Source organism: Micromonospora sp. AP08 (assembly GCF_008085935.1).
In the GTDB taxonomy this organism is placed as follows: Bacteria; Actinomycetota; Actinomycetes; order Mycobacteriales; family Micromonosporaceae; genus Micromonospora; species Micromonospora chersina.
In genome coordinates this window covers 189,483-211,721 of sequence record NZ_VSEZ01000002.1, presented here as the reverse complement: position 1 = coordinate 211,721, position 22,239 = coordinate 189,483, and the positions used below count along the sequence as shown (strand labels likewise).

Here is a 22,239-nt window from a genome sequence, read left to right as displayed (position 1 = left end):
TGGACCCCTCAGCGGAGCAGATTCGGGACATGGGTGGGCGTGCCGTCGAGTGGGTCGTCGCCCACCACGACTCGATCCGCGACCTGCCCATCGCCCCGCGGACCTCCGCCGCCGCGCTGAAGAAGGCGCTCGCGGAGCCGCTGCCCGTCGAGGGCCGTGACTTCACCGACCTGCTCACGGTGTTTCGTGACGTGGTCGTGCCCGGCAGCCGGCACAACGGGCACCCGCGCTTCTTCGGGTACGTCTCCGCGCCGGGCACCGCCGTCGCCGCGGTCGCCGACTTCCTGGCGTCGGCGCTGAATCCGAACCTGACGGCGTGGCGGTCCGCCCCGGCTCCCACCGAGCTGGAGCACGTGACCATCGACTGGATCAAGGAGGCCCTCGGCTGCGACCGGGGCGCCGGGGGCCTGTTCACCAGTGGCGGCTCGATGGCCAACTTCACCGCGCTCGCCGCCGCGCGACACCGCCGCTGCGGGGATGCCGTCGCCACCCACGGCGCGGCCGCCCACCCCGCGCCGCTGCGCGTCTACGCCTCCACCGAGACCCACCACTCGATCCACAAGGCCGCGGCACTGCTGGGCATCGGGCGGGCGAACGTCCGTGAGATCCCGGTGGACGCCCGCTTCCGGATGGACGTCAACGCCCTCGTCCGCGCCATCGAGGAGGACCGGGCCGCCGGGGCGGAACCGTTCTGCGTGGTGGCGAACGCCGGCACGGTCGTCACCGGCGCGGTGGACCCGCTCACGGAGATCGCGGCGGTCGCGCGGAGGTACGGGCTGTGGATGCACGTCGACGCCTGCTACGGGGGCTTCGCGCGGCTGGCTCCCTCGGCCCGTCCGCTCTTCGACGGCATGTCGGAGGCCGACTCGATCGCCCTCGACCCGCACAAGTGGCTCTACCTGCCCGCGGACTGCGGCTGCCTGATCTACCGCGACCCCGAGGCGGCGCGGCCCGCCTTCAGCCTGGACGCCGACTACACCCGGGTCATGCAGACCGAGCCGGCCGAGGCGTTCGCCTTCTGGGACTACGGTCCGGACCTGTCCCGGCGATTCCGGGCACTCAAGGTCTGGATGGCGCTGGCGCATACCGGCTCGCGAGCTCTCGGCGACGCGATCGAGGGCAACCTCGACTGCGCCCGTTACGTCGCCGAACTCGTCGCCGCCAGCGCCGACTTCGAACTGCTCGCCCCGGTTGGGCTTTCCATCTTCTGCTTTCGCTACCTGCCGCCCAGTGCACGCGCCGGCTCGGGATCCCAGGCCGACGAGGATGAACTCGACCGCCTCAACGAACGGATCATGATGGCATTGCAGCAGGCTGGCAGCTCGTACCTGTCGAACGCGACCATCAACGGCCGCTTCGCGCTGCGCGGCTGTGTGCTCAACTACCGCACCACCCGCCGCGACATGGAGATCCTGCTCGACGACGTACGCCGCGCCGCCAAGCAGGTGATCGGGGAGAGGCTCTGAGACTCATCCTGCGGCTGTAGACCGGCGTGACGGTGCACCTGGCGATGCCATGGCTGAACGGCCGGTGGCGCGTGCGGCTGCTCCGGGCTGCCAGTGCAGCTCAACCTGGCCGACCAGCTCCGCGTTCCGGTCGGCTGCTGGCCGTGACCGATGACCGCAGGCGCCGCAGAGCCTCGGCTCGCACTCCGGCCAGGACCGGCTCGCTGGTCAACTCGGCGGGCCGGACGGGCACCTGTCGCGGCATCAGTGCGGTCGCCGCACGGATGCTGTCGATCAGTGCCGGGCCCCACGATCCGCCGATGACGACCTCCTGCGGGTCGGCGAGCGCGACCACGGCGGCGACGACCCCGCTGACGGCCGTGCCGATGGTCTCGTGCGTGGCTGCCGCGCTGTCGAGAAGCCGCTCGGTGTCGATCGCCGTGGATCCGTTGAGGCGCAGCCCCAGCTGTTCGAACAGCTCGATGAACCGGACCGCCCGGCCGCCCGGCCCGGCAGTCACCACGTGGGCGATCTCACCGGTCAGGCCGGCGCGCCCGCGCCGGACCTGGCCGTCGTTGACGATCGCGCATCCGAGGCCCTCGCCCAGATAGAGGTACGCGAAGTCGCGGAGCTGCTCGGCGTCGACACTGTCGCGCTCCGCCAGGGCCGCCCAGTTCACGTCGTTGTCGACCACGACCGGTCCGTCGGCGTAGGGGGCGAGGACAGCGACCGGGTCCAGCTCGCCGACCAGGAAGGGCGCGTCGGGCAGTTGCACCAGCCGGCCGGTGGCGCGGTCCACCGGGTCGGCCGCTCCGACGACGGCCAACCGGGCCGGCTGCCCGGCGGCAGCACCCGCCTCCGCCGCCGCGGCCCGCAACGCCGACGAGACCTGGCTGGGCTGGGCAGGCCGGTCGACCGGGCGGACCGCTCGGGTCACGGTGTCGCCGTAGACGTCCACGCACTCCGCCACCACGCCTTCCGGGGCGATGGTGACCGCCAGCGCCACGCCCACCGTCGGCGCCAGCGCATAGTACGAGCCGACCCGGCCGCGGCCGCGCCCGCCCGGCGTGCGTTCCCCGGTGTCGGCCACCAGCCCGAGCTCGGTCAGCCGGCGCACGCTCTCACCGGCGGTTGGCTTGGAGATGCCGACCTCGACGGCGAGTTCGGCCCGCGTGAGGCGGCGGTGCTGCATCAGTGCCCGCAGCACGTGCTCGTCGGTCAGCGACCGGACCAGATCCACTGACGGCTTGGCGGATTCCACGCCGCGATTCTAGTCAGGGCCCTTGCCTTGAAGCGAGGACAGCACCTACAGTTGCATTCAAGTAAGCGAGGTTGACTTGAAGGGATCTGCCGTGACGACTGCCGCGCTGCCGCACTGGGAGGAGACACCGGCCGACCTCAAGGCCGCGACCCGCGAGATCAAGAAGGCGCTGCGGGAGCGGATCGCCGCCTCCGGCCGGACGGTCGAGGAGGTCTTCTCGGTCGTCGAGCAGCGCGTCCAGGACGCGGTCGACGACATCTCCACGGCCCGCCGCCGGGGCGAGACGATCTGGCCGGTCATCGAGTACGCCGACATCGCCGCCGGCGCCGTCCCGGCCGAGCAGGTCGCCCTGCTGCGACGCCGCGGCTGCCTGGTCGTGCGCGGCCACTTCGACCGTGATCAGGCCCTGGCCTGGGACCGGGACATCGTCGACTACGTCGAGAGCAACCACTTCTTCGAGAACTACCGCGGCCCCGGCGACGACTTCTTCGGCAGCGTCGGCTCCAAGCCCGAGATCTACCCGATCTACTGGTCGCCGGCGCAGATGCAGGCCCGGCAGAGCGAGCGCATGGCCACCGTCCAGGCGTTCCTCAACGGCCAGTGGAAGCACGAGTCCGACGGCGTGCGGTGGTTCGACCCCGACCGCGACTCGCTCTACCCCGACCGCATCCGCCGCCGCCCCGAGGGCGCCGACTCAGCCGGCCTCGGCACCCACCTCGACCCCGGCACCCTCGACCTGTGGATGACCCAGGCCTACCAGAAGGCGTTCCGGCACCTGTTCGACGGCAGCGTCGAGCAGTACGACCCGTGGGACGCCGCCTACCGCACCGCCGGACCGCAGTACCCCGGCTCGACCATGTGCTCGGCCTTCCGCACCTTCCAGGGGTGGACCGCGCTGTCCGACATGGATCACGACCAGGGCGTCCTGCACACCGTGCCGATCCCCGAGGCGATGGCCTACCTGATGCTGCGCCCGCTGCTCGACGACGTGCCCGACGACGACATGTGCGGCGTCACTGTCAACCAGGTCTTCCCGGCCGGCCACAAGTGGCACACCCCGCTCATGGAGGCCCTGGCCGGCATCCCCGACGTCAAGGCCGGCGACTCCGTCTGGTGGCACTGCGACATGGTCCACAGCGTGGCCCCGGTCGAGAACCAGAAGGGCTGGGGCAACGTCATGTACATCCCCGCCGCACCCTGGTGCCCGCGTAACGAGCAGTACGCGGCGAACGTGCGGGAGGCGTTCCTGACCGGGTCGAGCCCGAGCGACTTCCCGGCCGAGCACTACGAGCGGCATTGGCCCAACCGCTTCCGGGTCGAGGACCTCAACGAGATCGGCCGCCGCGGTCTCGGCCTCGACTGAATGCGAGCGGGAGCCAGGAGGGCAGCAGGAAGACCGACGGCGGGTCGGCCTGGCATGGTAGAGGGATGTGCAGGAACATCCGCGTGCTCCACAACTTCGAACCCCCGGCGACCGACGACGAGATCGAGGCCGCCGCCGTCCAGTACGTGCGCAAGGTCAGCGGCGCGACCCGGCCGTCCGCCGCCAACGAGGAGGCGTTCGACGAGGCGGTCCGCGCTGTCACGGCCGCCACCCGAACGCTGCTGGACAGCCTCGTGACGAAGGCGCCGCCCCGCGACCGCGAGGTGGAGGCCGCGAAGGCCAAGGCGCGCGCCGCCGAACGGTACGGTCTTCGAGGGTCAGCCTCCGCCTGACGGCATCAGGTCTGGCAGGGCCGGCCCGTCCCGGTCAACGGCGCCGAGCACGGCCATTGCCTCGTCAGCGAGGGCGGGACCCGCTGACGACGCAATGATCACCGGAGGGCGCCGTGGCTACTGTCCGGTGACCGTGATCGTCGCCGTGCGGTAGTCGTTGCGCCTGTCGTTGCTCGACGGGTCGTAGTTCTGCTCGATGTTGCCGGCGCTGTCGACGAGAACCAGCGGAACGTGGTCACAAGGGCTACCGCGGCCAGCGCGGCTACCGCGCAACTGTGGGACTGCCATGTGGGTTCTCTCCCTTGGACTGCCGTTGGCGCCGCTGGTCGCCAGGGTGCGTACGCCCCATCCACCCGCATCGGACGCGCAGCCGTCAAGGTCTCCGGTCAACCGGTCAGCCGGATGAACTTCTCCCAGGGTCCGATGGCGCTCCGGTTGGCGATCAGCGGCAGGGTGCCGGACTGATCGGCGGTCACGTACCGGTTGTTGGCGTTGGCCAGCAGGCTGACCGTGCCGTCGGCGTTGGTGACAAGGCGGAACTTCTCCCAGGACCCGACCGCTGTGCGGTTGGCGATCAGCGGTGAGGCGCCGCCGTTCTCGGCCGTGACGTACCGACCGTTCACCCGGGCGCGGAACGCCACGAACCCGCCCCCGACGTCGACCTGGTCGAACTGCTGCGATGGACCGGTCATGGTCCCGTTGGCGATCAAGGCTGAGGTGCCGCCGCTCTCCGCGGTGACATACCTGAGGTTCACATTGGCCAAGAGGTGGACGAGGGCCGGCGGCGTCACGGCGCGGAACTTCTCCCAGGGGCCGATGGCGGTCCGGTTGGCGATCAGCGGCAGGGCGCCGGCCTGTTCCGCGGTCACGTACCGGTTGTTGGCGTTGGCCAGCAGGCTGACCGTGCCGTCGGCGTTGGTGACAAGGCGGAACTTCTCCCAGGACCCGACCGCTGTGCGGTTGGCGATCAGTGGCGAGGCGCCGGCGTTCTCGGCCGTGACGTACCGGCCGTTGACCCTGGCGCGCAACGCCACGAATCCGCCGTCCACGTCGATCTGGTCGAACTGCTCCCAGGGGCCGATGGCGGTCCGGTTGGCGATCAGAGCCGAGGCGCCGGCCGTCTCCGCGGTCACGAAACGGTTGTTCACCGTCGCCCGCCAACTCGTCGCGGGACCGCCGAGGAGCCGGGCCAGCGACGCGTCGTCGCCCTTGAAGACGTCCAGGTCGGGCGTGGCGAAGTCGGAGCCGGGGATCGGCGCTCCCGCGGCGTGCTGCCAGACGGTGAAGGACGACCAGCCGGCCGGCAACGGCGGCGGATTCTGTGCATAGTTCGCGATGAACAGCGGGTTCGCCGCGAAGCTCTGGCTGCTGCCCGTACAGGGGTTCCACCAGTTCGTGTTGGTGTAGATCATGGCCTGCCGGCCGGTGCGTACCGCGATCTCGGTGACGAAGTCCCGGATCCAGGCCACCAGTTGCGCGGGGGTCATGTTGTAGCAGTCGTTCACACCCCAGTCGGCCCGGGGCCACTCGATGTCCAGCATCGGCGGCAGGCTGCGTCCATCGGCGGTGTAGGGGGCGAAGCCGAGCAGGACATCCGCCTGCTGTTTGCCGCTGCTCAGGTCCGGGCGGGCCCGGTGGTACGCCCCGGTGTACAGGCCGTTGGCCCGGGCGCCGGCGTAGTTGGTGGCGTAGAAGGGATCGGGATTGTTGTGCGGCACCGCTCGGCCGTCCTGCTCGCTGGCCCGGATGTAGGCGAACCTCGCGCCGCCCCGGGCTGTCGCGGCCCAATCGAACGATGGTCCCTGGAAGTAGGACACGTCGACACCGGTGATCGCGTATCCACTCGGGGTCGGCAGCGCCCGGGCCGGCGACGCGCCTCCGGCAAGCCCCACGAACCCCATCGCCGCACCCAGCAGCACAGCCAGACCTCTGCGTACCATGGCTTGCCTCCAGACACCGGCCAAGGCGCTACGCCGCGTCCGTCGAAAGCGTAACCTCCGTCTCTGGCGCACAGGTATGGGTCACTTGTCCAAAGCTGCTGGTCGTCGGGCCAGCTCCACGAGTTGCCGCACACGGTTCCGTCGGCCACGGCACGCAGCCGGTTTCAGCCAGGCCGTCGACCAGGCTGCGACAGCTGTTGTCGGGCCAGGGCGGTGACGACGGCGACGTGAACCGCCTGGAGCAGCTCCGGTGATGCGACGTCGGCCTACGGGTCGCCCAGATCGGTCAGGAGCCGGCGCACCACGCCGTCGGCGTGCCGCTCGGGGAGGCCGAGGTCGGTCAGGGCCTCGGAATCCGGTTGATCACCGCTGGGTTTCCCACGACATCTCCCGGTCGGTCGGGGCGTAGGTCAGCTGGCCGTGCCGCCGGAACCAGGCGAGCGTCTCGGCCAGGCCGTCGCGCAGCGACACCGGGCGCAGCGGCTGCACCCGTTCGATCGTGGCAGTGTCGAGCACGAGGCCGTAGTCGCGGAACGGAAAGTACTGCCGGGCGGGCACCGAGGGGTCGGCGACGTACCGGATCCGGGCCGGGCGACCGCCGACCTCAGCGAGGAGGTCGACGTACTCGGCCAAGCGGTACGCGCGGCTCTCGCCGACGTTGTACGTCCCGGCGGGCACCGCCCCGGTGGCCGCGCCGAGCACGAGCTCAGCCAGGTGGTCGACCGGGCAGAACTGCACCGGCGTACTGCCGTCACCGGGCACGTAGACAGTGCGGTCGGTGAGGATCCGCGCCCAGAGAAACTGTTCCCGGGGCTCGTTGTTGCGTGGCCCGTACACGTACGGCGGGCGTAGGACGGTCAGTGCCGGGAAACTGAGTTCGGCGAGTCGCCGCTCGCACTCGGCCTTCGCCGCGCCGTACCCGCCCCAGACCGGATCGCCGGGGGTGGGCGCGCGCTCAGGGAATGGCCGGGGGGTGGTCGAGCTGTCGTACACCCCACCGGAGCTGACGAAGACGTAGTGGCCGAGACCGCCGTCGCGCAGCACGGGGGCGGTGCTGTCGATGTGCGCCCGCTCGGTGCCGGAGACGTCGACCGCCACGTCGAAACCGTTGCCGCGCAACACCCGTTCGACGGTGGTGGGATCGTTGCGGTCGGCGGTGAGCTGCCCGGCCAGCGGGACCCAGATCGGGTTGGTGCCGCGGTTGAGCAGCGTGACGGTGTGGCCGTCCCGCAGCGCCGCCGCGACGACCGCGCGACCGATGAAGGTGGTGCCGCCGAGGACGAGGATCTTCATGCCGTTGCTGACCTCAGGTCGAGTAGTGGTTGGCTGCGCTCGGACCCAGGCCACGACGGCGAGCTACTCGTAGGCCGCGACCAGGTCGAACAGACAGGAGCGCGTGGTTCCGGTTCCGCATACACCACGGCAGCCTGCCACCTCGGCCCGGTCGGACGGCATCGCGGCGCTGCGCCGCTGGCCGGGTACAGCTACGGAGGCTTGTCCGTGGACGAGGCGCCGAGGCGTGACCGAGCGCGCGTCGGTGACCGTTACCCTTCGTAGGGCGATCCAGCAGGGAACGCCCGAGCGGAGCAGCGGGAGTCAGCGACAAATGTCCAAGGCATACTGGATCACCACCTACCGGTCCATCAGCGACGCCAAGAAGGTCGCCGCGTACGCGGAGCTGGCGGGTCCGGCCCTGAGCGCCGCCGGTGGCACGTTCCTGGCGCGCGGCCTGCCGTCGTACGCGTTCGAGTCGGGCCAGCTGGAGCGCACGACGCTGATCGAGTTCGACAGTGTCGACGCCGCGCTCGCCGCCCACGAGACCCCCGCCTACCAGGAGGCGCTGCGGGCGCTCGGCGACGGCGCCGACCGTGACCTGCGCATCATCGAAGCGGCATCCTGAGGCTGGGGCGCCGGGCGTCGACAGCGAGGACGGGCAGCACCGACCGCGCCAGCATCGCGAGCGCGCGGGCTGACTTTCTGGTGACCGGGTCCGGGCGGATCAGGCGAGTTCGGCGAGCCGCGCGGCGACCCGCTGCTCGGCCAGCTCCCGCGCGAACTCCACCGGGTGGCGGTCGGGCATCGTCTGCACCTCGGTCACGCCGAGCGCCGCGTACTCGGCCACCTCGGCCACGAACGCGTCGACGTCGGGCAGGGGCGGCCGCATGACCAGCACGGTCTTGTCGATGGCGTCGTAGTCCCGGCCTTCGGCGGCGCAGTGTTCCCGCAGCACGTCGAGCTTGTGCGCGACCTCCGCCGGGCTGTTGCCGAACAGGTTGCACGCGTCGGCGTAGCGGGCCACGAGCCGCAGGGTCCTCTTCTCGCCGCCACCGCCGATCATGATCGGGGGGTGCGGCCGGCTGATCGGCGCCGGCACGTTCAGCGTCTCGGCCAGCTGGTAGTGCCTGCCGTCGAACCGGCCGTTGTCGTCGCTCCACATCTGCCGGCAGATCTGCAGCGTCTCCTCGAGCCGCTCGAAGCGCTCCGCGACCGGGACGACCGGCACGCCGAGGCCGCGCTGCTCGCGGTCGTACCACGACGCGCCGATGCCGAGCCGTGCCCGCCCGCCGGACAGCACGTCGAGCGTGGTCACGATCTTGGCGAGCAGGCCCGGATAGCGGTACATCACGCCGGTGACCAGGACGCCGAGCGTCATCCGCTCGGTCCTGGCCGCCACGTAGCCGAGGGTCGTGTACGCCTCGAGCATCGGCTCCTCGGCGGAGGTGGTGAACTCCATCTGGAAGTAGTGGTCCATGACGCTGAACGCGGACACCCCGGCCTGCTCCGCGATCCGGGCGGTCTCCGCCAGGGTCCCGGCCATCTCCGACGGGTCGGCAGGCGTGGAGAAGTTCCAGTAGTGCAGACCGAGCCTCATCGATGATCCCCTCGCGTCCCTGGGCCACCTGGCATTATGCCGGGCACTCGGCCTCCGCGCCGCCGAACCGACCGCTGCCGGAAAGAACTTCCAACTCGGGGTCCTGCGCAGAAGGATTTCTTTCGATACTGTGCTGCCGTGCCGCCCCCGCCTACCGTCAGCGCCCCACCGGACGACCGCGCGCTGACCACAGAGTCCACCCGCTCCACCGTCCGCCGAAGGGAGCCGGCGCGCTTCGCCGAAACCGGTCTCGGATGGCTGCTGCTGTTGCCGTCGGTCGTGGTCTTCGCGCTGTTCGTGTTCTGGCCACTGGGACGCACGCTCTACCTGTCCGTGCACGGCAACGACCTCTTCGGCGCCCCGTCGGTGTACGTCGGTGCGGAGCACTACCGGGAGATGCTGTCCGCCGAGTTCGGCAAGGTGCTCGCCACCACGGGCCTGTTCACGCTGTTCTCCGTGGTGCCGGCCGTCCTGGGCGCGCTGGTCGTGGTGCTGCTGCTGGAGGCGCGCATCCGCGGCGTACGGGTGCTGCGCACCGCGTTCGCGCTTCCGTTCGCGTTCTCGGTGGCCACCGCGTCGGTCGTCTTCGCCGTCATCTACAACCCGGCGATCGGCGTGGCCAACGGCGTGCTCGGATCCCTCGGGATCGACCGGGTCAACTGGCTCACCGACCCGTCGATCGCGCTGCCCGCCGTGGCCGCCGCGACCGTGTGGATGAACTTCGGCTACAACGTCCTCGTGCTCTCCGCCGGCGTCGCGGCGATCTCACCCGAGGTGGTCGAGGCGGCGCGGCTGGACGGTGCGACCGGCTGGCGGCTGGCCTCCCGGATCACTGTGCCGCTGCTCTCTCCGCAGCTGTTCTTCCTCGTCGTGGTGTCCACGATCCACGCGTTGCAGAGCTTCGGGCAGATCCACATCCTGACCAAGGGCGGCCCGGACCAGGCCACGACGACGCTGGTCTACTCGATCTACGAGAAGGCGTTCGCCTTCGGGTCCTCCGACTTCGGATCAGCCAGCGCCCAGGCCGTCGTGCTGCTGATCGTCATGCTCGCCTGCACGGCCGTCCAGTTCGGCATCCTCGAGCGGCGGGTCCACTATCGATGAAGAAGCTCAGTTTCGGGCAGGTCGCCGTCTACGTCGTGCTCGGCCTGGCCGCGATCCCGGTCCTGTTCCCCATCTACTACGGCTTCGTCGGCGCCGTGATGGGCCCCGGTGACCTGGCGACCTACCCGCCCGCGCTGGTGCCGCACGAGCTGTACTGGAAGAACATCAGCGGAGTCTTCGACTCGGTGCCGCTCGGTCGCTTCTACGTCAACTCCGCCATCCAGGCCGGGGTCATCACCGTGGCCCAGATCGTCACGAGCATCCTGGCCGCGTACGCCTTCGCGTTCCTTCGCCTGCCCGCGAAGGCGGCGACCTTCGCGCTGTTCCTCGCCACCCTCATGGTGCCGTGGGAGGCGATCATCATCCCCAACTACCTGGCCATCTCCGGCTGGGGCCTGGCGCGGGGCGGCCTCACCTACCTCGGTCTCGTGCTGCCCTTCCTCGCCTCGGCGTTCGGCACGTTCCTGCTGCGCCAGGCCTTCCTGCAGTTTCCCACCGAGTTGCGGGACGCCGCGGTGATCGACGGGTGCGGCCACTGGCGCCTGCTGTGGCGGGTCATCGTGCCCCTGTCCAAGCCGTCGATCGCGGCGGTCGGGGTCTACGTCTTCCTCTCGGCGTGGAACCAGTACTTCTGGCCGCTGATCCTGATCCGCGACTCCGACTTCCAGACCCTGCAGATCGGCATCTCGCAGCTCAACGACGCCGAGGTGGCGCAACCGGGCCTGGTCCTCGCCGGCGTCGCGCTGTCCCTGCTCCCCACGCTGGCCGTCGTGCTCTTCGGCCAGCGCTTCATCGTCCGCGGCCTCACGGCCGGCGCGCTGCGTTAATTCTCAAAGAGGAGAAACCCGTGAGACATTCCAGGCTCCGCCGGAGCATGACGGCATTCGTCGCCCTGGCCGCCGCCGCCGCCGCGCTGACGGCGTGCGGTGGTTCCGGGTCCGGCACCGAGTCCGGCAAGGACGCGCTCGAGGCGCCCGGCGCGGAGGTGCTGGAGAAGGCCACCGACAAGACCACCATCGAGTTCTGGCACGGGATGAAGGGTCCCAACGCCGCGGCGATCGACAAGCTGGTCGCCGACTTCAACGCCCAGAGCGGTGGCAAGGTCGAGGTCAAGGCCATCTTCCAGGGCAACTACGACGAGACGATCGCGAAGTACAAGGCGTCGGTGCAGCAGAAGAACACCCCCGCGCTGGTGCAGATCTACGACATCGGCTCCCGCTTCATGGTCGACTCGAAGCAGACCGTGCCGATGTACAAGTTCATCGACAAGGATAAGTTCAACGCGGGCGACATCGAGCCGAACATCGCCAACTACTACTCGATCGACGGCAAGCTCCAGTCGATGCCCTTCAACACCTCCACCCCGCTGCTCTACCTGAACAAGGAGGCCTTCGTCAAGGCCGGCCTCGACCCGACGAAGCCGCCGCAGAACCTCGACGAGATCGGGGAGATGGCGAAGAAGCTGACCGTCAAGGACGCCGGCGGCAAGACCGTCCAGTACGGCTTCGGCGCCGCCATCTACGGCTGGCTGCTGGAGCAGCTCATCGCCACCGACGGCAAGGAGTACTGCGACAACGGCAACGGCCGCAAGGGTCTCGCCACGAAGGTGCAGTTCGACCAGGAGACCGGCGTGCGCGTCGCGCAGTGGTGGGCGGACCTGGTCAAGGGCGGCTACGCCACGAACACCGGCCGCAAGACCGACGACGCCCAGGCCGCATTCAAGGCCGGCACGGTGGCGATGCACCTGGAGTCCACGGGCGCCATGCGCGGCTACATCGACGCGGCCAAGGGCAAGTTCACCGTGCTCACCGCGCCGTACCCGAAGGCGAGCAGCTCGGCGACGGGCGGGCCGATCATCGGTGGCGCGTCGCTGTGGATCAACGGCGTCGGGCACAGCGACAAGGAGAAGCGGGCCGCCTGGGAGTTCGTGAAGTTCGCCTCGAGCCCGGCCCAGCAGGCCAAGTGGCACACCGGCACCGGGTACGTGCCGGTGAACGCCAAGGCACTCGACGAGCAGATCGACAAGGACTGGGTGGCGCAGTACCCGCAGTTCAAGACCGCCGTGGACCAGCTGCACGCCCTGCCGCCGTCGGTCGCGTCGGCCGGCTGCCTGCTCGGCGTGATGCCGCAGGCCCGCAAGGCGTCCGAGGACGGCCTGGAGGCGGCGATCCTCGGCAGCAAGCCGGCCGACCAGGCCATGAAGGACGCCGCGGCGAGCGTGAAGCCCGCGATCGACAGTTACAACAAGTCGGTCAGCTGACCAGCGGGTCGTGAGTGGGGCCGGCTCCGCGGAGCCGGCCCCACGTCATGTCTCCGCCAGCTCAGATGACGTACGCGTACAGGTCGACGATGACGCCGTCGGCGCGGTGCAACCCGGCGGAGTCACCGTGGGTGCTGTTCCAGAACGCGGTGGCACGCCCGTCGTGGTAGGTGGTCGCGTCGTCGGCGCCCGGGCCGGTGTGCACCCGCAGCCGCCCGCCCGGTGGGATGACGTGGCCGTCGCCCACCACGATCCGGTCGGACGCCTGGTTACGCAGGTACCAGCCGCTGACGTCCACCGGCTGGTCGGAGACGTTGCGCAGCACGACATGCTCGCGCGCTCCGTCGCCGGGGGAGTGGTACCGGATGTCCTCGATGACCACGCCCGCCGCGCCGCGTGCCGGGCCGTGGCCGTGCAGCAGGTCCTTCAGGGCGGACGGATAGTTGGTGATCATGCCGTCGACGCCGAGGTCGAGGGCCCACCGCCAGAGCTCCGGCGAGTCGACCGTCCACGGCACCAGGGCCAGGCCCGTCTCGGTGACGCGGGCCGCGTCCTCGGGCCGCAGCCGCCGGATGTCCGGGTTGACCGAGAAGATCCACCCGGCGAGGTCGGCCAGCCTCCCGCTCGCCGGCACGTCGTAGGTGATCAGCGAGACCGGGACGTCGGGCAGCCGCGTGTGGACGTCCCGGATAGCCTGCTCGTCGAACGAACCGACGATCAGCGGCCGCGGGTGGGCGCCCGGCGTGATCCAGTCGCGGCGCCGGCGCAGCCGGGCGACGACCGCCTGCGCCAGCCCGGGATTCACCGCGGGGGACTTCAGTTCGAGGTTCAGCCCGACCCGATCGCCGAGCAGGTCGAGCAGTTCGTCGAGGGTGAGGATGTGCTGGCCGGCGAACTCGGCCGCGTACCACCCGCCGGCGTCGAGCTTCTTCAGCTCGGCGAGGGTGAAGTCGTGCACGTTCCAGGGCGGGCGGTCCGCGAACACCCGGCGGGCGTCGGTGGTGCGGGTCAGCGTCACGTCGTGGATGATCACCAGCTCCCCGTCGGCGCTGAGCTGCACGTCGGTCTCGACGTAGTCGGCGCCCTCGGTGATCGCGAGCTCGAAGGCGGCCACCGTGTTCTCCGGCGCCCTCCCGGACGACCCGCGGTGCGCGTACGTCGCGGCGCGCCTGCCGGCACCGCTGACCGGCGGTGTCGTGCCGGCCCGGGGAACCGGCGCCGTGGCCCGCCCTGACCGAAGACCGCGCCTCGATGACGGACTCGTGTGCATCCGAAACTCCCTGCGAACGGGCCGACGCCTCCGGCTACCGTCTGACCCTACCGAGATTCGGCTCGGACCTCCCATGAGGGACCGCCGCCGAGGCCAGCCGGACCTGGTCGACGGGCACGTGCCGCGGACGTGCGGGCGGCCGCGGGATCAGCCGGCCGGCGCGGAGCGAGCGGTTCTGCCCCGGGACAAACAGCCTCGACAGGCATCCTCGCCGGGCCATAGCGTGTGAGCGGTCGAAGACGTGAGAGGGGCACAGCATGACGGGGGCAGCCAGTCTGACGCAGGAGGAGGCGCGGGAACGTGCCGCGCTGCTCGCGGTCGAGAGGTACGACATCGCCGTCGATCTCACCGGCATGCTGGCGGGGGGCGAGTTCCGGGCGACCTCGACGATCACCTTCCGCTGCCTGACGCCCGGCGCCGGGACGTTTGTCGATTGTGTCGCCGAGGTGGAAGAGGCCACGCTCAACGGCGAGCCGATCGACCCGGACACCGTCCGGGACGGACGCATCGCCCTGACCGGCCTGACGGAGCGGAACACTCTCGTCGTCACGTCCGTACAGCGTCAGACCGACCGCGGGTCGGGGGTGCACCGGGCGGTGGACCCATCGGACGGCAAGGTCTACGTCTGGACGACCTTCGAGCCCGACGACGCTCGCCGAGCCTGGGCGTGCTTCGACCAGCCCGACCTGAAGGCGCCCTTCGCGATCACCGTCACCGCCCCGGTCGACTGGACGGTGCTGAGCAACTCCGGTGACCCCACGGTGAGTGAGCCGTCGGACGGCGCCAGGACGTGGGCCTTCCCGGACACGCCGCCGATGTCGACGTACATTCCGGTCGTCAACGCCGGACCGCTCCACGAGCTGCGCTCGCAGCGAGGGGCTTACGACCTCGGCCTCTACGCGCGCGCGTCGTTGGCGTCGATGCTCGACCGGGACGCGGAGGAGCTGTTCGCCATCACGGCGGCAGGGCTGGCCTTCTACGGGGAGCGGTTCGCGTTGCCGTTTCCGCAGCGCCGCTACGACCAGGTGTTCATGCCCGAGTTCGGCGGCGCCATGGAGAACTACGGGTGCGTCACCTGGTCGGACGTCTTCGTCTACCGGGAGCCGCCCACGTTCGGGGAGCGCCAGCTGCGGGCCCAGGTCCTGCTGCACGAGATGGCGCACATGTGGTTCGGCGACATGGTGACGATGCGCTGGTGGGACGACCTGTGGCTCAACGAGTCCTTCGCCGACTGGGCCTGCGCCTGGTCCGCGGCGAACGCCACGGAGTTCACCGGCATCTGGACCACGTTCCTCGCGAACGACAAGCAGTCGGCCTACCTCGCCGACAAGGCGCCGACCACGCATCCGATCAGGCAGCCGATCGCCGACACCGACGCGGCCGCCGCCACCTTCGACGCGATCACCTATCCGAAGGGTGCGAGCGTGCTCAAGCAGCTCGTCGCGTACGTCGGTGAGGACCGGTTCGTCGAAGGGCTGCGGGCGTACTTCCGCAAACACGTGTGGGGGAACGCCACGCTGGAGGACCTGTTCGCCGAACTCGAGGGCGTGAGCGGGCGCGACCTGGCGTCCTGGCGCAAGACCTGGCTGGAGACCTCGGGGACCGACCGGCTCACGCTGGAGCGGCACGGCGACAACCTGGCACTCCGTGCCGTCGGGCCCGACCGGGCCGAGCCGCGACCGCACGTGCTGCGGATCGGGCTGTACGACGGCCGGGAGGACACCTTCACGCTCCGCGCGTCCGCCCCGGTGGAGGTCCGCGGAGAGTTCACGCCGCTCTCTCTCGACGAGGCGGATCTGGTTCTGCTCAACGACGGCGACCTGACGTTCGCCTCTGTCCGGCCGGAGCCCTCCACCCTCCGTACCCTGGTCGACCGCGCCGGCCAGCTTCCGACGGCGACGGCGCGGATGCTGGCGGTGACCACGGTCTGGGACATGCTCACCACCGGGGAGGTCACCACCGAGGACTTCGTGCGCTGTGCCACCGGAGCGCTGCTGCGGGAGTCGACGGACGCGGTGGTAGAGCCGCTGTTGACGCTCGCCGTGCGGGCGGGGGAGTACTGGTCGCCCGACAGCACCCGGAACGAGCTGCTGGCCTCGATCGCGGACACCTGTCTCGCCCTGGCCACTGATCCGGCCCGGGAGCAGGTGGCGCTGCGGACGCTGGCCCGGACCGCCACCACGCCGCAGCAGCTGTCGCAGCTCGCGGAGCGGGCGACCACGCCGGACCTGAGGTGGCGGAGGTTGTCCCGGCTGGCCGAACTCGGCCAGGTCGATCTGGCCGAGGTCGACGCCCTGGAGCGCGAGGACACCAATCCCGATGCCTGGATCAAGGCCATGCTGGTGCGGGCGGCGCAACCCACTCCAGAGGCCAAGCGGGCAGCCTGGGAGGCGCTGGTCGAGCAGCGGCGGGTGCCTGCGGGAATGATGCGAGAGGCGGGTCGCGCCTTCTGGCGCCCGTCCGCGGGAGACGTGCTTCGCCCCTTCGCGGATGCCTACATCGCGGCGGTGCCCTCGATGCACGAGGGCGGCATGCTGTGGGCGCTGGTGTTGTCGTCGGGGATGTTCCCTGCGGTCGGCGTGGACGGGTCGGTGGCCGACCGGCTCGAGGAGACGGCGGATCGCGCGGGCGTCAGCGCTCTGGTGTCGAAGAGCGTGCGGGAGCGCGTTGACGAGCTGCGTCGGATGCTGAGGGCTCGACGCGGGTAGGGCAGCGGGCGCGGGCGGAATCGGCCGGCCGGGTGACCGATGCGTGGCGGCTACAGCTCGTCGAGCGGCACCTCGGGGTCGGCCAGGCGGTCGAGGTCCACCGGATCGGCGGCCGCGACGAGACGCCGGATCGACGGGACGACGTCCCACACGTTGACGTTCATGCCGGCCAGCACCCGCCCGCGCGCGGTCCAGAAGGCGATGAACTCCCGCTTGGCGAGGTCGCCCCGGACGACGACCCGGTCGAACGCCCCGGGCGGCGCGTGTCCCACGTACTCCATGCCCAGGTCGTACTGGTCGGTGTAGAAGTAGGGCAGGGCGTCGTAGCTGACCGCCTGCCCCAGCATGGCGCGGGCCGCCGCCGGACCGCCGTGCAGGGCATTGGCCCAGTGCTCGACGCGCAGGTGCCGGCGCAGCACGGGATGGTAGGCGTTGGCGACGTCGCCGGCGGCGTGGATCTCCGGGTCGGCGGTGCGCAGGGACGCGTCGACGACGATTCCGTTCTCGACGGTGAGGCCCGCCGCCGCGGCCAGCTCGGTGTTCGGCCGTACGCCCACAGCCACCACCACGGCATCGGCGGGCAGGTCGGTGCCGTCGACCAGCCGGACCGAGGACACGCGGCCGGTGCCGCGGATCTCGTGGACCTCGGCGCCGAAGTGGAAGGTGACACCGTGGTCCCGGTGCAGGTTGGCGAACACCCGGGCGATCTCGTCGCCGAGGACGCGGCGCAACGGCAGCGCGGCCGTCTCGACGATGTCGACCGTGACGCCGCGCTGCCGGGCGGCCGCGGCGACCTCCAGGCCGATCCACCCGGCGCCGACGATCACGAGGTGCGCGCCGTCGCCGAGCGCCGCGGTGATCCGGCGGCTGTCGGCGAGGGTGCGCAGCCGCAGCACCCCGTCCAGGCCGACGCCGGGCGCCGCCAGGTCGCGGGGTGTGACGCCGGTGGCCAGCAGCAGCTTGTCGTACCGGAGGTGCTGGCCGTCGGCGAGCCGGACCTCGCCGGCGGACCGGTCGACGGCGACGGCGCGGGTGTCGGTGCGCAGGTCGACGTCGTGCGCGGCGTACCACCCGGCGTCGTGCACGTACACGCTGTCGGGTTCGGCGCCGCCGGTCAGCAGGCCCTTGGACAGCGGTGGCCGCTCGTACGGTCGCTCCGGCTCGTCGCCGACCACGACGATGCCGCCGTCGAAGCCCTCCTCCCGCAGCGTCTGCGCGGCCCGCGCGCCGGCGAGCCCGGCGCCCACGATCACGAACGTGCCGGTCTTCGACATCCGTCCAGCTCCTCTCGGGGGTACGTCGATCAGCGGGGGCCGATCCCGGCCAGGGTGAAGAACTCGGCGCGCGAGCGGTGGTCGTCGCGCAGGGTGCCGAGCAGGGTGGAGGTGATGGTGCTGCTGCCGACGGCCTGGACGCCGCGCAGCGTCATGCACAGGTGTTCGGCTTCGATGACCACGCCGACCCCGCGCGGGCGCAGCTGGCCGGTCAGCCAGTCGGCGATCTGCTTGGTCAGGCGCTCCTGGACCTGCGGGCCGTGGGCGAACAGCTCGACCACCCGGGCCAGTTTGGACAGCCCCAGGATGCGCTCGCCGGGCAGGTAGCCGACGTGCGCGACGCCGACGAAGGGCAGCAGGTGGTGTTCGCAGACCGACCGGATCGGGATGGCGCGGGCCAGCACCAGTTCGTCGTAGCCCTCGTCGTTGGCGAAGGTGGTCAGCTGGAACTCGCGGGGAGTGAGCAGTTCGGCGTAGGCGCGGGCCATCCGCCCCGGCGTGTCGGCGAGCCCGTCGGCGGAGAGGTCCACGCCGAGCGCGGCCAGGAAGTCCGCCGCCGCCTGTTCCGCGGCGGCCGGGTCGCGGCGCGGACGCTGGTGCTGCACTCGTAGCGCGCTGACACTCACTCGGACCCCCAGAGATTTTCACCAACGCTCATTGGTGATAGCGATCATGCTGCCCCACCACGTCCCGAATTTCAATAGCCTTCATTGGTGATAACCTTTCGGCATGAGCACGGGGGAGCGCTGGAACGCGATGGCCGCGCTCGTCGACCGGTCCCGACGGGCGCTCTACGACTACGTGTGCCGCGCAGACCACCCGGTCACCCGCGAGGAGGCCGCCGAGGCGCACGGGATGTCCCGCAACCTCACCGCGTTCCACCTCGACAAGCTCGTCGAGTCCGGTCTGCTGCGGGCTCACTACGGGACGCCGGCCGACCAGCCCCGCGGCCGCGGCCGGACGCCGAAGGTCTACGAGGCGACCGGCGACGGCGTGGCGATCACCGTTCCCGAGCGGCGCTACGAACTCATCGCCGAGATCCTCGCCGACGCGGTAGCCGACGACCCCCACGACGCCCCCGAGGCGGCGCGGCGGCACGCCCGGCGGCGCGGCCAGGAGATCGGAGCACGGGTACGCGATTCCGGCGAAAACCTCGTCGCCGCGCTCGCCGGCCTGGGCTTCGAGCCGGAGGCGCTCGACGACCACGTGCTGCTGGGCAACTGCCCGTTCCACGTCCTGGCCACCCGGCAGACCGCCCTGGTGTGCGGGCTCAACCACGCCTTCCTCACCGGCCTGGTCGACGGCGCGGGACGCGCCGACCTGCTGCCCCGGCTCGCGCCGCGTCCCGGGGCCTGCTGTGTCCGGTTGGACGGCGTCCCGGGCAGCTGACCGGTCACGGTGAGATGCGCACCTCGACCGAGTTGATGTACCACCGGAAGTCGGACGTGCTGTCGATGGACACGTCGTTGGTGCCGCTCTTGTCGAAGGAGCGCGTGCCGGCGCACACGATCACCGACTGTCCCGCCGGCACCGGGCCCGCGCTGAACAGCTGCGCGAAGTAGTGGGTGCCGCGGGTCAACTTCTCCTGGTGGAAGCTCTCGTCGTCGTCGGTGGTCTCGTCCAGGGTCGACATCGCGGCGTACGACGGCTCGGCCACGTTGGGGTGCAGCACGTCGAGCATGAGGAAGTTCTGCTGGCTGGTGTGGGAGTTGGACCAGCCCCACTCGTCGGTGGTGTCCAGTCGGTGCGTCGCCTCGACGCACTGCGCGTCGATGAGCACCTCGACCAGGCCCGTCGTCAGCGGGACGAAGGCGAACGCGACGGCGCTGAAGCCGTCGCCGGACGCGTAGTCGAAGTCACCGGCGTCATCGTCCTTCATGGTGATCGAGATACCGACGTCCCCGACCGACGGGTTCAACGTGTGGACGCGGTCGACCACGAAGTTGTCGTTGCGCACCGGGACGAAGCCGAAGTTGAACCCGAAGAAGGGCGGCCGGAAGACCTCCCACCGGTGCGGGTCGTCGCTGTCGTCCGGCTCGAAGACACCCCAGGGGAGCGCGCGGTCGTGCAAGGGGGACAGGCTCAACCACGTGTCGAGGTGGTGCCCGAGGTGGAACCCGGGACCGACGTTCTCGTCGGCGGCGAACACGTCGGCCAGCGCCTCGTGGTAGTCGGCCGCTATCGCGACGATCGCCTCACGCCGGATGTCCCGGCTGCGCAGGAACGCCTTGGCCTTCCGTCGCCGGGCCCGGTTCACCGCGTCGTAGCTCGTCGTCAACCCCTCGGGCGGCTGGAGCAGGTCACGGACGGTCAGCCGTTCCTGCCGCATCAACTCGCGCAGCTCCGCCCAGTCGTCGTCGCCCAGCAGGCGTCGCAGCCGCTGGCTCGCCTCCGCCGACAGCTTCGCCGCCCGGCGGCTGCGCCTTTTCGTGACCGCCTCCAGGCGTTGGTCACGTTCCTCCGCCGCGGCCTCCGCCGACCGCCGGGCCTGCACGGGAAACTGGCGGAAGTTGTGGACTGTCTGGTCGGTGCCGACCATGGGAACCACCCACCCATCAGAGCCTCGCCCTCATCCTGCTGCGGGACGCGCCCGCCGGCCAGAGGGGTTGTGCCAATCTGGCAAAGCCGCAAAAGGCGCCAACCGACGAGGGCCCCCACGGAAGTGGATCCCTGCCGTATGGTGCGCTGATGCGTCGCCGCGTACCCCTGACCCTGCTTCTCGCACCGCTGCTCGTCACCGCGTGCACCAGCGATCCGGCCGCCCCGGCCGCCGGCCCGTCCGCCCCCACGACCACGCCGAGCCCGACCGCGCCCGCCGTCGACTACACCGCCTGGCAGGCCGGGCGCTCGACGCCGGTGGCCGACACGATCTACCCGGCCCGGGGCACCGACGCGCTCGACGTCCTGCACTACGACCTGGCGTTGGACTGGGCGCCGGCGACGAAGACCCTCACGGGCACCGCCACCCTGCGGATCCGGCCCACCAAGGACGCTCCCAGCCTGGTCCTCGACTTCATGCCCTACCAGGTCGACGGGGTGACGCTGGACGAGGCGACGGTCACCGGCACCGTCGCCAAGGAGAAGCTGACCGTGACCGCGCCGGTCGTGGCCGACAAGCCGGTGACGCTGGTGGTCAAGTACCACGGCACGCCGAAGACCACGCCGATGCCGTCGCACCGCAAGGACGTGGAGGACCTGGGCCTCACCGTCACCAAGGAGGGCGGCCTCTGGACGATGCAGGAGCCGTTCGGGGCCTTCACCTGGTACCCGGCCAACGACCAGCCGTCCGACGAGGCCCTCTACGACATCAAGGTCACCGTCCCGGCGGGCTGGTCCGCGATCGCCAGCGGCACCCCGGCCGGGCAGTCCGGGACCACGTTCACCTACCGCAGCGCCGACCCGGTCGCGTCGTACCTGACCACCCTGGCGGTCGGGAAGTACCAGAAGCTGACCGCCAAGGGCCCCCGGGGCATCCCGCTGACCTTCTGGTACCGCAAGGGCGCCGACGACAAGCTGCTGCCGTACCTGAAGAAGTCCCCTCAGTACCTGGCCTGGCTGGAGAAGAAGTTCGGGCCGTACCCGTTCCCGTCGGGTGGCGTCGTGGTGGTGGACTCGGCGTCCGGCATGGAGACCCAGCAGATGATCACGATGGGCCGGAAGATCGAGAACACCAAGGCCCGCCGGGACCGCTGGGGAGGCGACCTGCTGCACGAGTACGCCCACCAGTGGTTCGGCGACTCCGTCACGCCGACCACCTGGACCGACCTGTGGCTGAACGAGGGCTGGGCCCAGTACGCGCAGGACCTCTACACCAAGGAGACCCTGCACCTCAGCGACGCCAGCCTGGACCGCTACCTGCGCGACGCCGACGCGGCCATGCGTAAGAAGCTCGGCCCGCCCGGCAAGCCCAACCCGAAGAACTTCGCCGAGGGCAACGTCTACCTGTGCCCGGAGGCCATGCTCCACGAGATCCACCGGCAGTTGGGTGACAAGGCGTTCTTCGCGCTGGCCCGCGCCTGGGTGCAGGACCAGCGCAACACCCAGCAGGACCGGGCGTCGTTCATCGCCTTCGTCAACAAGCAGACCGGACGCGACTTCACCAAGCTCATCAACACCTGGCTGGACTCGAAGACCACGCCGAAGCCGATCAAGGCCACCTGAGCCAGGCTGCCCGACAACGACGACGTCGCAACGGCCGGCGGGGCCACGGTGCCTCGCCGGCCGCCGGCCGACCTCCGCGTCGGCTGGTGACGGCACCCACAGATCGCGCCGCCAGCCTTGCCGGAACGACCCCGTCGACCAGAATCGGGAGCGGATCCGCGCCAGGCCGACCGGCTGATGGCGACCACGGTCATCGCCCACCAGGTGCAGGCCGAGGACCGGGCGCGT

The 22,239-nt window shown here is 70.7% G+C and carries 18 protein-coding genes; 10 read left to right on the top strand and 8 right to left on the bottom strand.

Annotated elements, in window-relative coordinates; translation table 11 throughout:
- The first annotated feature begins 29 nt into the window (after window positions 1-29).
- Window positions 30-1,466, top strand: a complete 1,437-nt coding sequence (locus FXF50_RS04320) for an aspartate aminotransferase family protein (protein WP_187399505.1) — start codon at window positions 30-32, stop codon at window positions 1,464-1,466.
- 100 nt (window positions 1,467-1,566) lie between these two features.
- Here FXF50_RS04320 and FXF50_RS04315 read toward each other — a convergent pair whose 3' ends face one another.
- The gene (locus tag FXF50_RS04315) at window positions 1,567-2,706 is read right to left on the bottom strand and encodes an ROK family transcriptional regulator (protein ID WP_148425903.1); all 1,140 of its coding nucleotides are present in this window, start codon (window positions 2,704-2,706) and stop codon (window positions 1,567-1,569) included.
- 91 nt (window positions 2,707-2,797) lie between these two features.
- Between FXF50_RS04315 and FXF50_RS04310 the strand changes: the two genes are divergently transcribed.
- Together FXF50_RS04310 and FXF50_RS04305 are read left to right on the top strand one after the other, a co-directional pair.
- Window positions 2,798-4,069, top strand: coding sequence for a YbiU family protein (locus tag FXF50_RS04310; RefSeq protein WP_255509886.1), 1,272 nt, complete (start codon window positions 2,798-2,800; stop codon window positions 4,067-4,069).
- Window positions 4,070-4,134: 65 nt separating this feature from the next.
- Window positions 4,135-4,422 (top strand): DUF2277 domain-containing protein, encoded by a 288-nt coding sequence (locus tag FXF50_RS04305; protein ID WP_148425901.1) that lies wholly within the window; start codon window positions 4,135-4,137, stop codon window positions 4,420-4,422.
- A gap of 386 nt (window positions 4,423-4,808) precedes the next feature.
- Here the strand turns inward: FXF50_RS04305 and FXF50_RS04300 are convergent, their stop codons facing one another.
- Entirely contained in the window at window positions 4,809-6,362 is a 1,554-nt protein-coding gene (locus FXF50_RS04300; protein WP_148425900.1) for a GH25 family lysozyme, read from the bottom strand.
- 363 nt (window positions 6,363-6,725) lie between these two features.
- On the bottom strand, window positions 6,726-7,655 hold the full coding sequence (locus FXF50_RS04295) for an NAD-dependent epimerase/dehydratase family protein (RefSeq protein ID WP_148425899.1): 930 nt from the start codon (window positions 7,653-7,655) through the stop codon (window positions 6,726-6,728).
- A 313-nt stretch (window positions 7,656-7,968) separates the two neighbouring features.
- Here FXF50_RS04295 and FXF50_RS04290 point away from each other — a divergent pair, with 313 nt between their 5' ends.
- Window positions 7,969-8,262, top strand: coding sequence for a DUF1330 domain-containing protein (locus FXF50_RS04290; RefSeq protein ID WP_148425898.1), 294 nt, complete (start codon window positions 7,969-7,971; stop codon window positions 8,260-8,262).
- Window positions 8,263-8,361: 99 nt separating this feature from the next.
- Here FXF50_RS04290 and FXF50_RS04285 read toward each other — a convergent pair whose 3' ends face one another.
- On the bottom strand, window positions 8,362-9,234 hold the full coding sequence (locus FXF50_RS04285; protein ID WP_148425897.1) for an LLM class F420-dependent oxidoreductase: 873 nt from the start codon (window positions 9,232-9,234) through the stop codon (window positions 8,362-8,364).
- Window positions 9,235-9,372: 138 nt separating this feature from the next.
- Here FXF50_RS04285 and FXF50_RS04280 point away from each other — a divergent pair, with 138 nt between their 5' ends.
- The 3 genes from FXF50_RS04280 to FXF50_RS04270 are packed head-to-tail and all read left to right on the top strand — an operon-like array spanning window position 9,373 to window position 12,598.
- Window positions 9,373-10,338 carry a carbohydrate ABC transporter permease gene (locus tag FXF50_RS04280; RefSeq protein WP_222865989.1) on the top strand — a complete coding sequence of 322 codons (966 nt, stop codon included), beginning with the start codon at window positions 9,373-9,375 and terminating at the stop codon, window positions 10,336-10,338.
- Window positions 10,335-11,165, top strand: a complete 831-nt coding sequence (locus FXF50_RS04275; protein ID WP_148425895.1) for a carbohydrate ABC transporter permease — start codon at window positions 10,335-10,337, stop codon at window positions 11,163-11,165. The genes FXF50_RS04280 and FXF50_RS04275 overlap by 4 nt, the downstream gene beginning before the upstream one ends.
- 47 nt (window positions 11,166-11,212) lie before the next feature.
- Window positions 11,213-12,598 carry an ABC transporter substrate-binding protein gene (locus tag FXF50_RS04270; RefSeq protein WP_148426269.1) on the top strand — a complete coding sequence of 462 codons (1,386 nt, stop codon included), beginning with the start codon at window positions 11,213-11,215 and terminating at the stop codon, window positions 12,596-12,598.
- A gap of 61 nt (window positions 12,599-12,659) precedes the next feature.
- Here FXF50_RS04270 and FXF50_RS04265 read toward each other — a convergent pair whose 3' ends face one another.
- The gene (locus FXF50_RS04265; RefSeq protein WP_255509885.1) at window positions 12,660-13,868 is read right to left on the bottom strand and encodes a glycerophosphodiester phosphodiesterase family protein; all 1,209 of its coding nucleotides are present in this window, start codon (window positions 13,866-13,868) and stop codon (window positions 12,660-12,662) included.
- Window positions 13,869-14,125: 257 nt separating this feature from the next.
- Here FXF50_RS04265 and pepN point away from each other — a divergent pair, with 257 nt between their 5' ends.
- Complete coding sequence (gene pepN, locus FXF50_RS04260; RefSeq protein WP_148425893.1) at window positions 14,126-16,576, top strand: aminopeptidase N; 2,451 nt, start codon at window positions 14,126-14,128, stop codon at window positions 16,574-16,576.
- Between the two features lie 50 nt (window positions 16,577-16,626).
- On the opposite strand, the gene FXF50_RS04255 is transcribed toward pepN, so the two are convergent.
- Both FXF50_RS04255 and folE read right to left on the bottom strand, forming a co-directional pair.
- A complete protein-coding gene (locus FXF50_RS04255; RefSeq protein ID WP_148425892.1) occupies window positions 16,627-17,850 on the bottom strand; it encodes an NAD(P)/FAD-dependent oxidoreductase in 1,224 nt (407 codons plus the stop codon).
- A gap of 29 nt (window positions 17,851-17,879) precedes the next feature.
- On the bottom strand, window positions 17,880-18,455 hold the full coding sequence (gene folE / locus FXF50_RS04250; protein WP_255509884.1) for a GTP cyclohydrolase I FolE: 576 nt from the start codon (window positions 18,453-18,455) through the stop codon (window positions 17,880-17,882).
- A 124-nt stretch (window positions 18,456-18,579) separates the two neighbouring features.
- Between folE and FXF50_RS04245 the strand changes: the two genes are divergently transcribed.
- A complete protein-coding gene (locus FXF50_RS04245) occupies window positions 18,580-19,239 on the top strand; it encodes a metalloregulator ArsR/SmtB family transcription factor (RefSeq protein WP_148425890.1) in 660 nt (219 codons plus the stop codon).
- Between the two features lie 4 nt (window positions 19,240-19,243).
- Here the strand turns inward: FXF50_RS04245 and FXF50_RS04240 are convergent, their stop codons facing one another.
- Entirely contained in the window at window positions 19,244-20,389 is a 1,146-nt protein-coding gene (locus FXF50_RS04240) for a hypothetical protein (protein WP_148425889.1), read from the bottom strand.
- A gap of 149 nt (window positions 20,390-20,538) precedes the next feature.
- Here FXF50_RS04240 and FXF50_RS04235 point away from each other — a divergent pair, with 149 nt between their 5' ends.
- Window positions 20,539-22,011 (top strand): M1 family metallopeptidase, encoded by a 1,473-nt coding sequence (locus tag FXF50_RS04235; RefSeq protein WP_148425888.1) that lies wholly within the window; start codon window positions 20,539-20,541, stop codon window positions 22,009-22,011.
- Window positions 22,012-22,239: the final 228 nt, after the last annotated feature.

Coding starts and splice junctions, on each gene's coding strand:
- FXF50_RS04235 (WP_148425888.1), top strand. CDS start 20,539: ATGCGTCGCCGCGTACCCCTGACCCTGCTTCTCGCACCGCTGCTCGTC.
- FXF50_RS04290 (WP_148425898.1), top strand. CDS start 7,969: ATGTCCAAGGCATACTGGATCACCACCTACCGGTCCATCAGCGACGCC.
- FXF50_RS04320 (WP_187399505.1), top strand. CDS start 30: ATGGGTGGGCGTGCCGTCGAGTGGGTCGTCGCCCACCACGACTCGATC.
- FXF50_RS04300 (WP_148425900.1), bottom strand. CDS start 6,362: ATGGTACGCAGAGGTCTGGCTGTGCTGCTGGGTGCGGCGATGGGGTTC.
- FXF50_RS04240 (WP_148425889.1), bottom strand. CDS start 20,389: ATGGTCGGCACCGACCAGACAGTCCACAACTTCCGCCAGTTTCCCGTG.
- FXF50_RS04255 (WP_148425892.1), bottom strand. CDS start 17,850: ATGTCGAAGACCGGCACGTTCGTGATCGTGGGCGCCGGGCTCGCCGGC.
- FXF50_RS04245 (WP_148425890.1), top strand. CDS start 18,580: ATGAGCACGGGGGAGCGCTGGAACGCGATGGCCGCGCTCGTCGACCGG.
- FXF50_RS04305 (WP_148425901.1), top strand. CDS start 4,135: ATGTGCAGGAACATCCGCGTGCTCCACAACTTCGAACCCCCGGCGACC.
- FXF50_RS04270 (WP_148426269.1), top strand. CDS start 11,213: ATGACGGCATTCGTCGCCCTGGCCGCCGCCGCCGCCGCGCTGACGGCG.
- pepN (WP_148425893.1), top strand. CDS start 14,126: ATGACGGGGGCAGCCAGTCTGACGCAGGAGGAGGCGCGGGAACGTGCC.
- FXF50_RS04295 (WP_148425899.1), bottom strand. CDS start 7,655: ATGAAGATCCTCGTCCTCGGCGGCACCACCTTCATCGGTCGCGCGGTC.
- FXF50_RS04275 (WP_148425895.1), top strand. CDS start 10,335: ATGAAGAAGCTCAGTTTCGGGCAGGTCGCCGTCTACGTCGTGCTCGGC.
- FXF50_RS04265 (WP_255509885.1), bottom strand. CDS start 13,868: ATGCACACGAGTCCGTCATCGAGGCGCGGTCTTCGGTCAGGGCGGGCC.
- FXF50_RS04285 (WP_148425897.1), bottom strand. CDS start 9,234: ATGAGGCTCGGTCTGCACTACTGGAACTTCTCCACGCCTGCCGACCCG.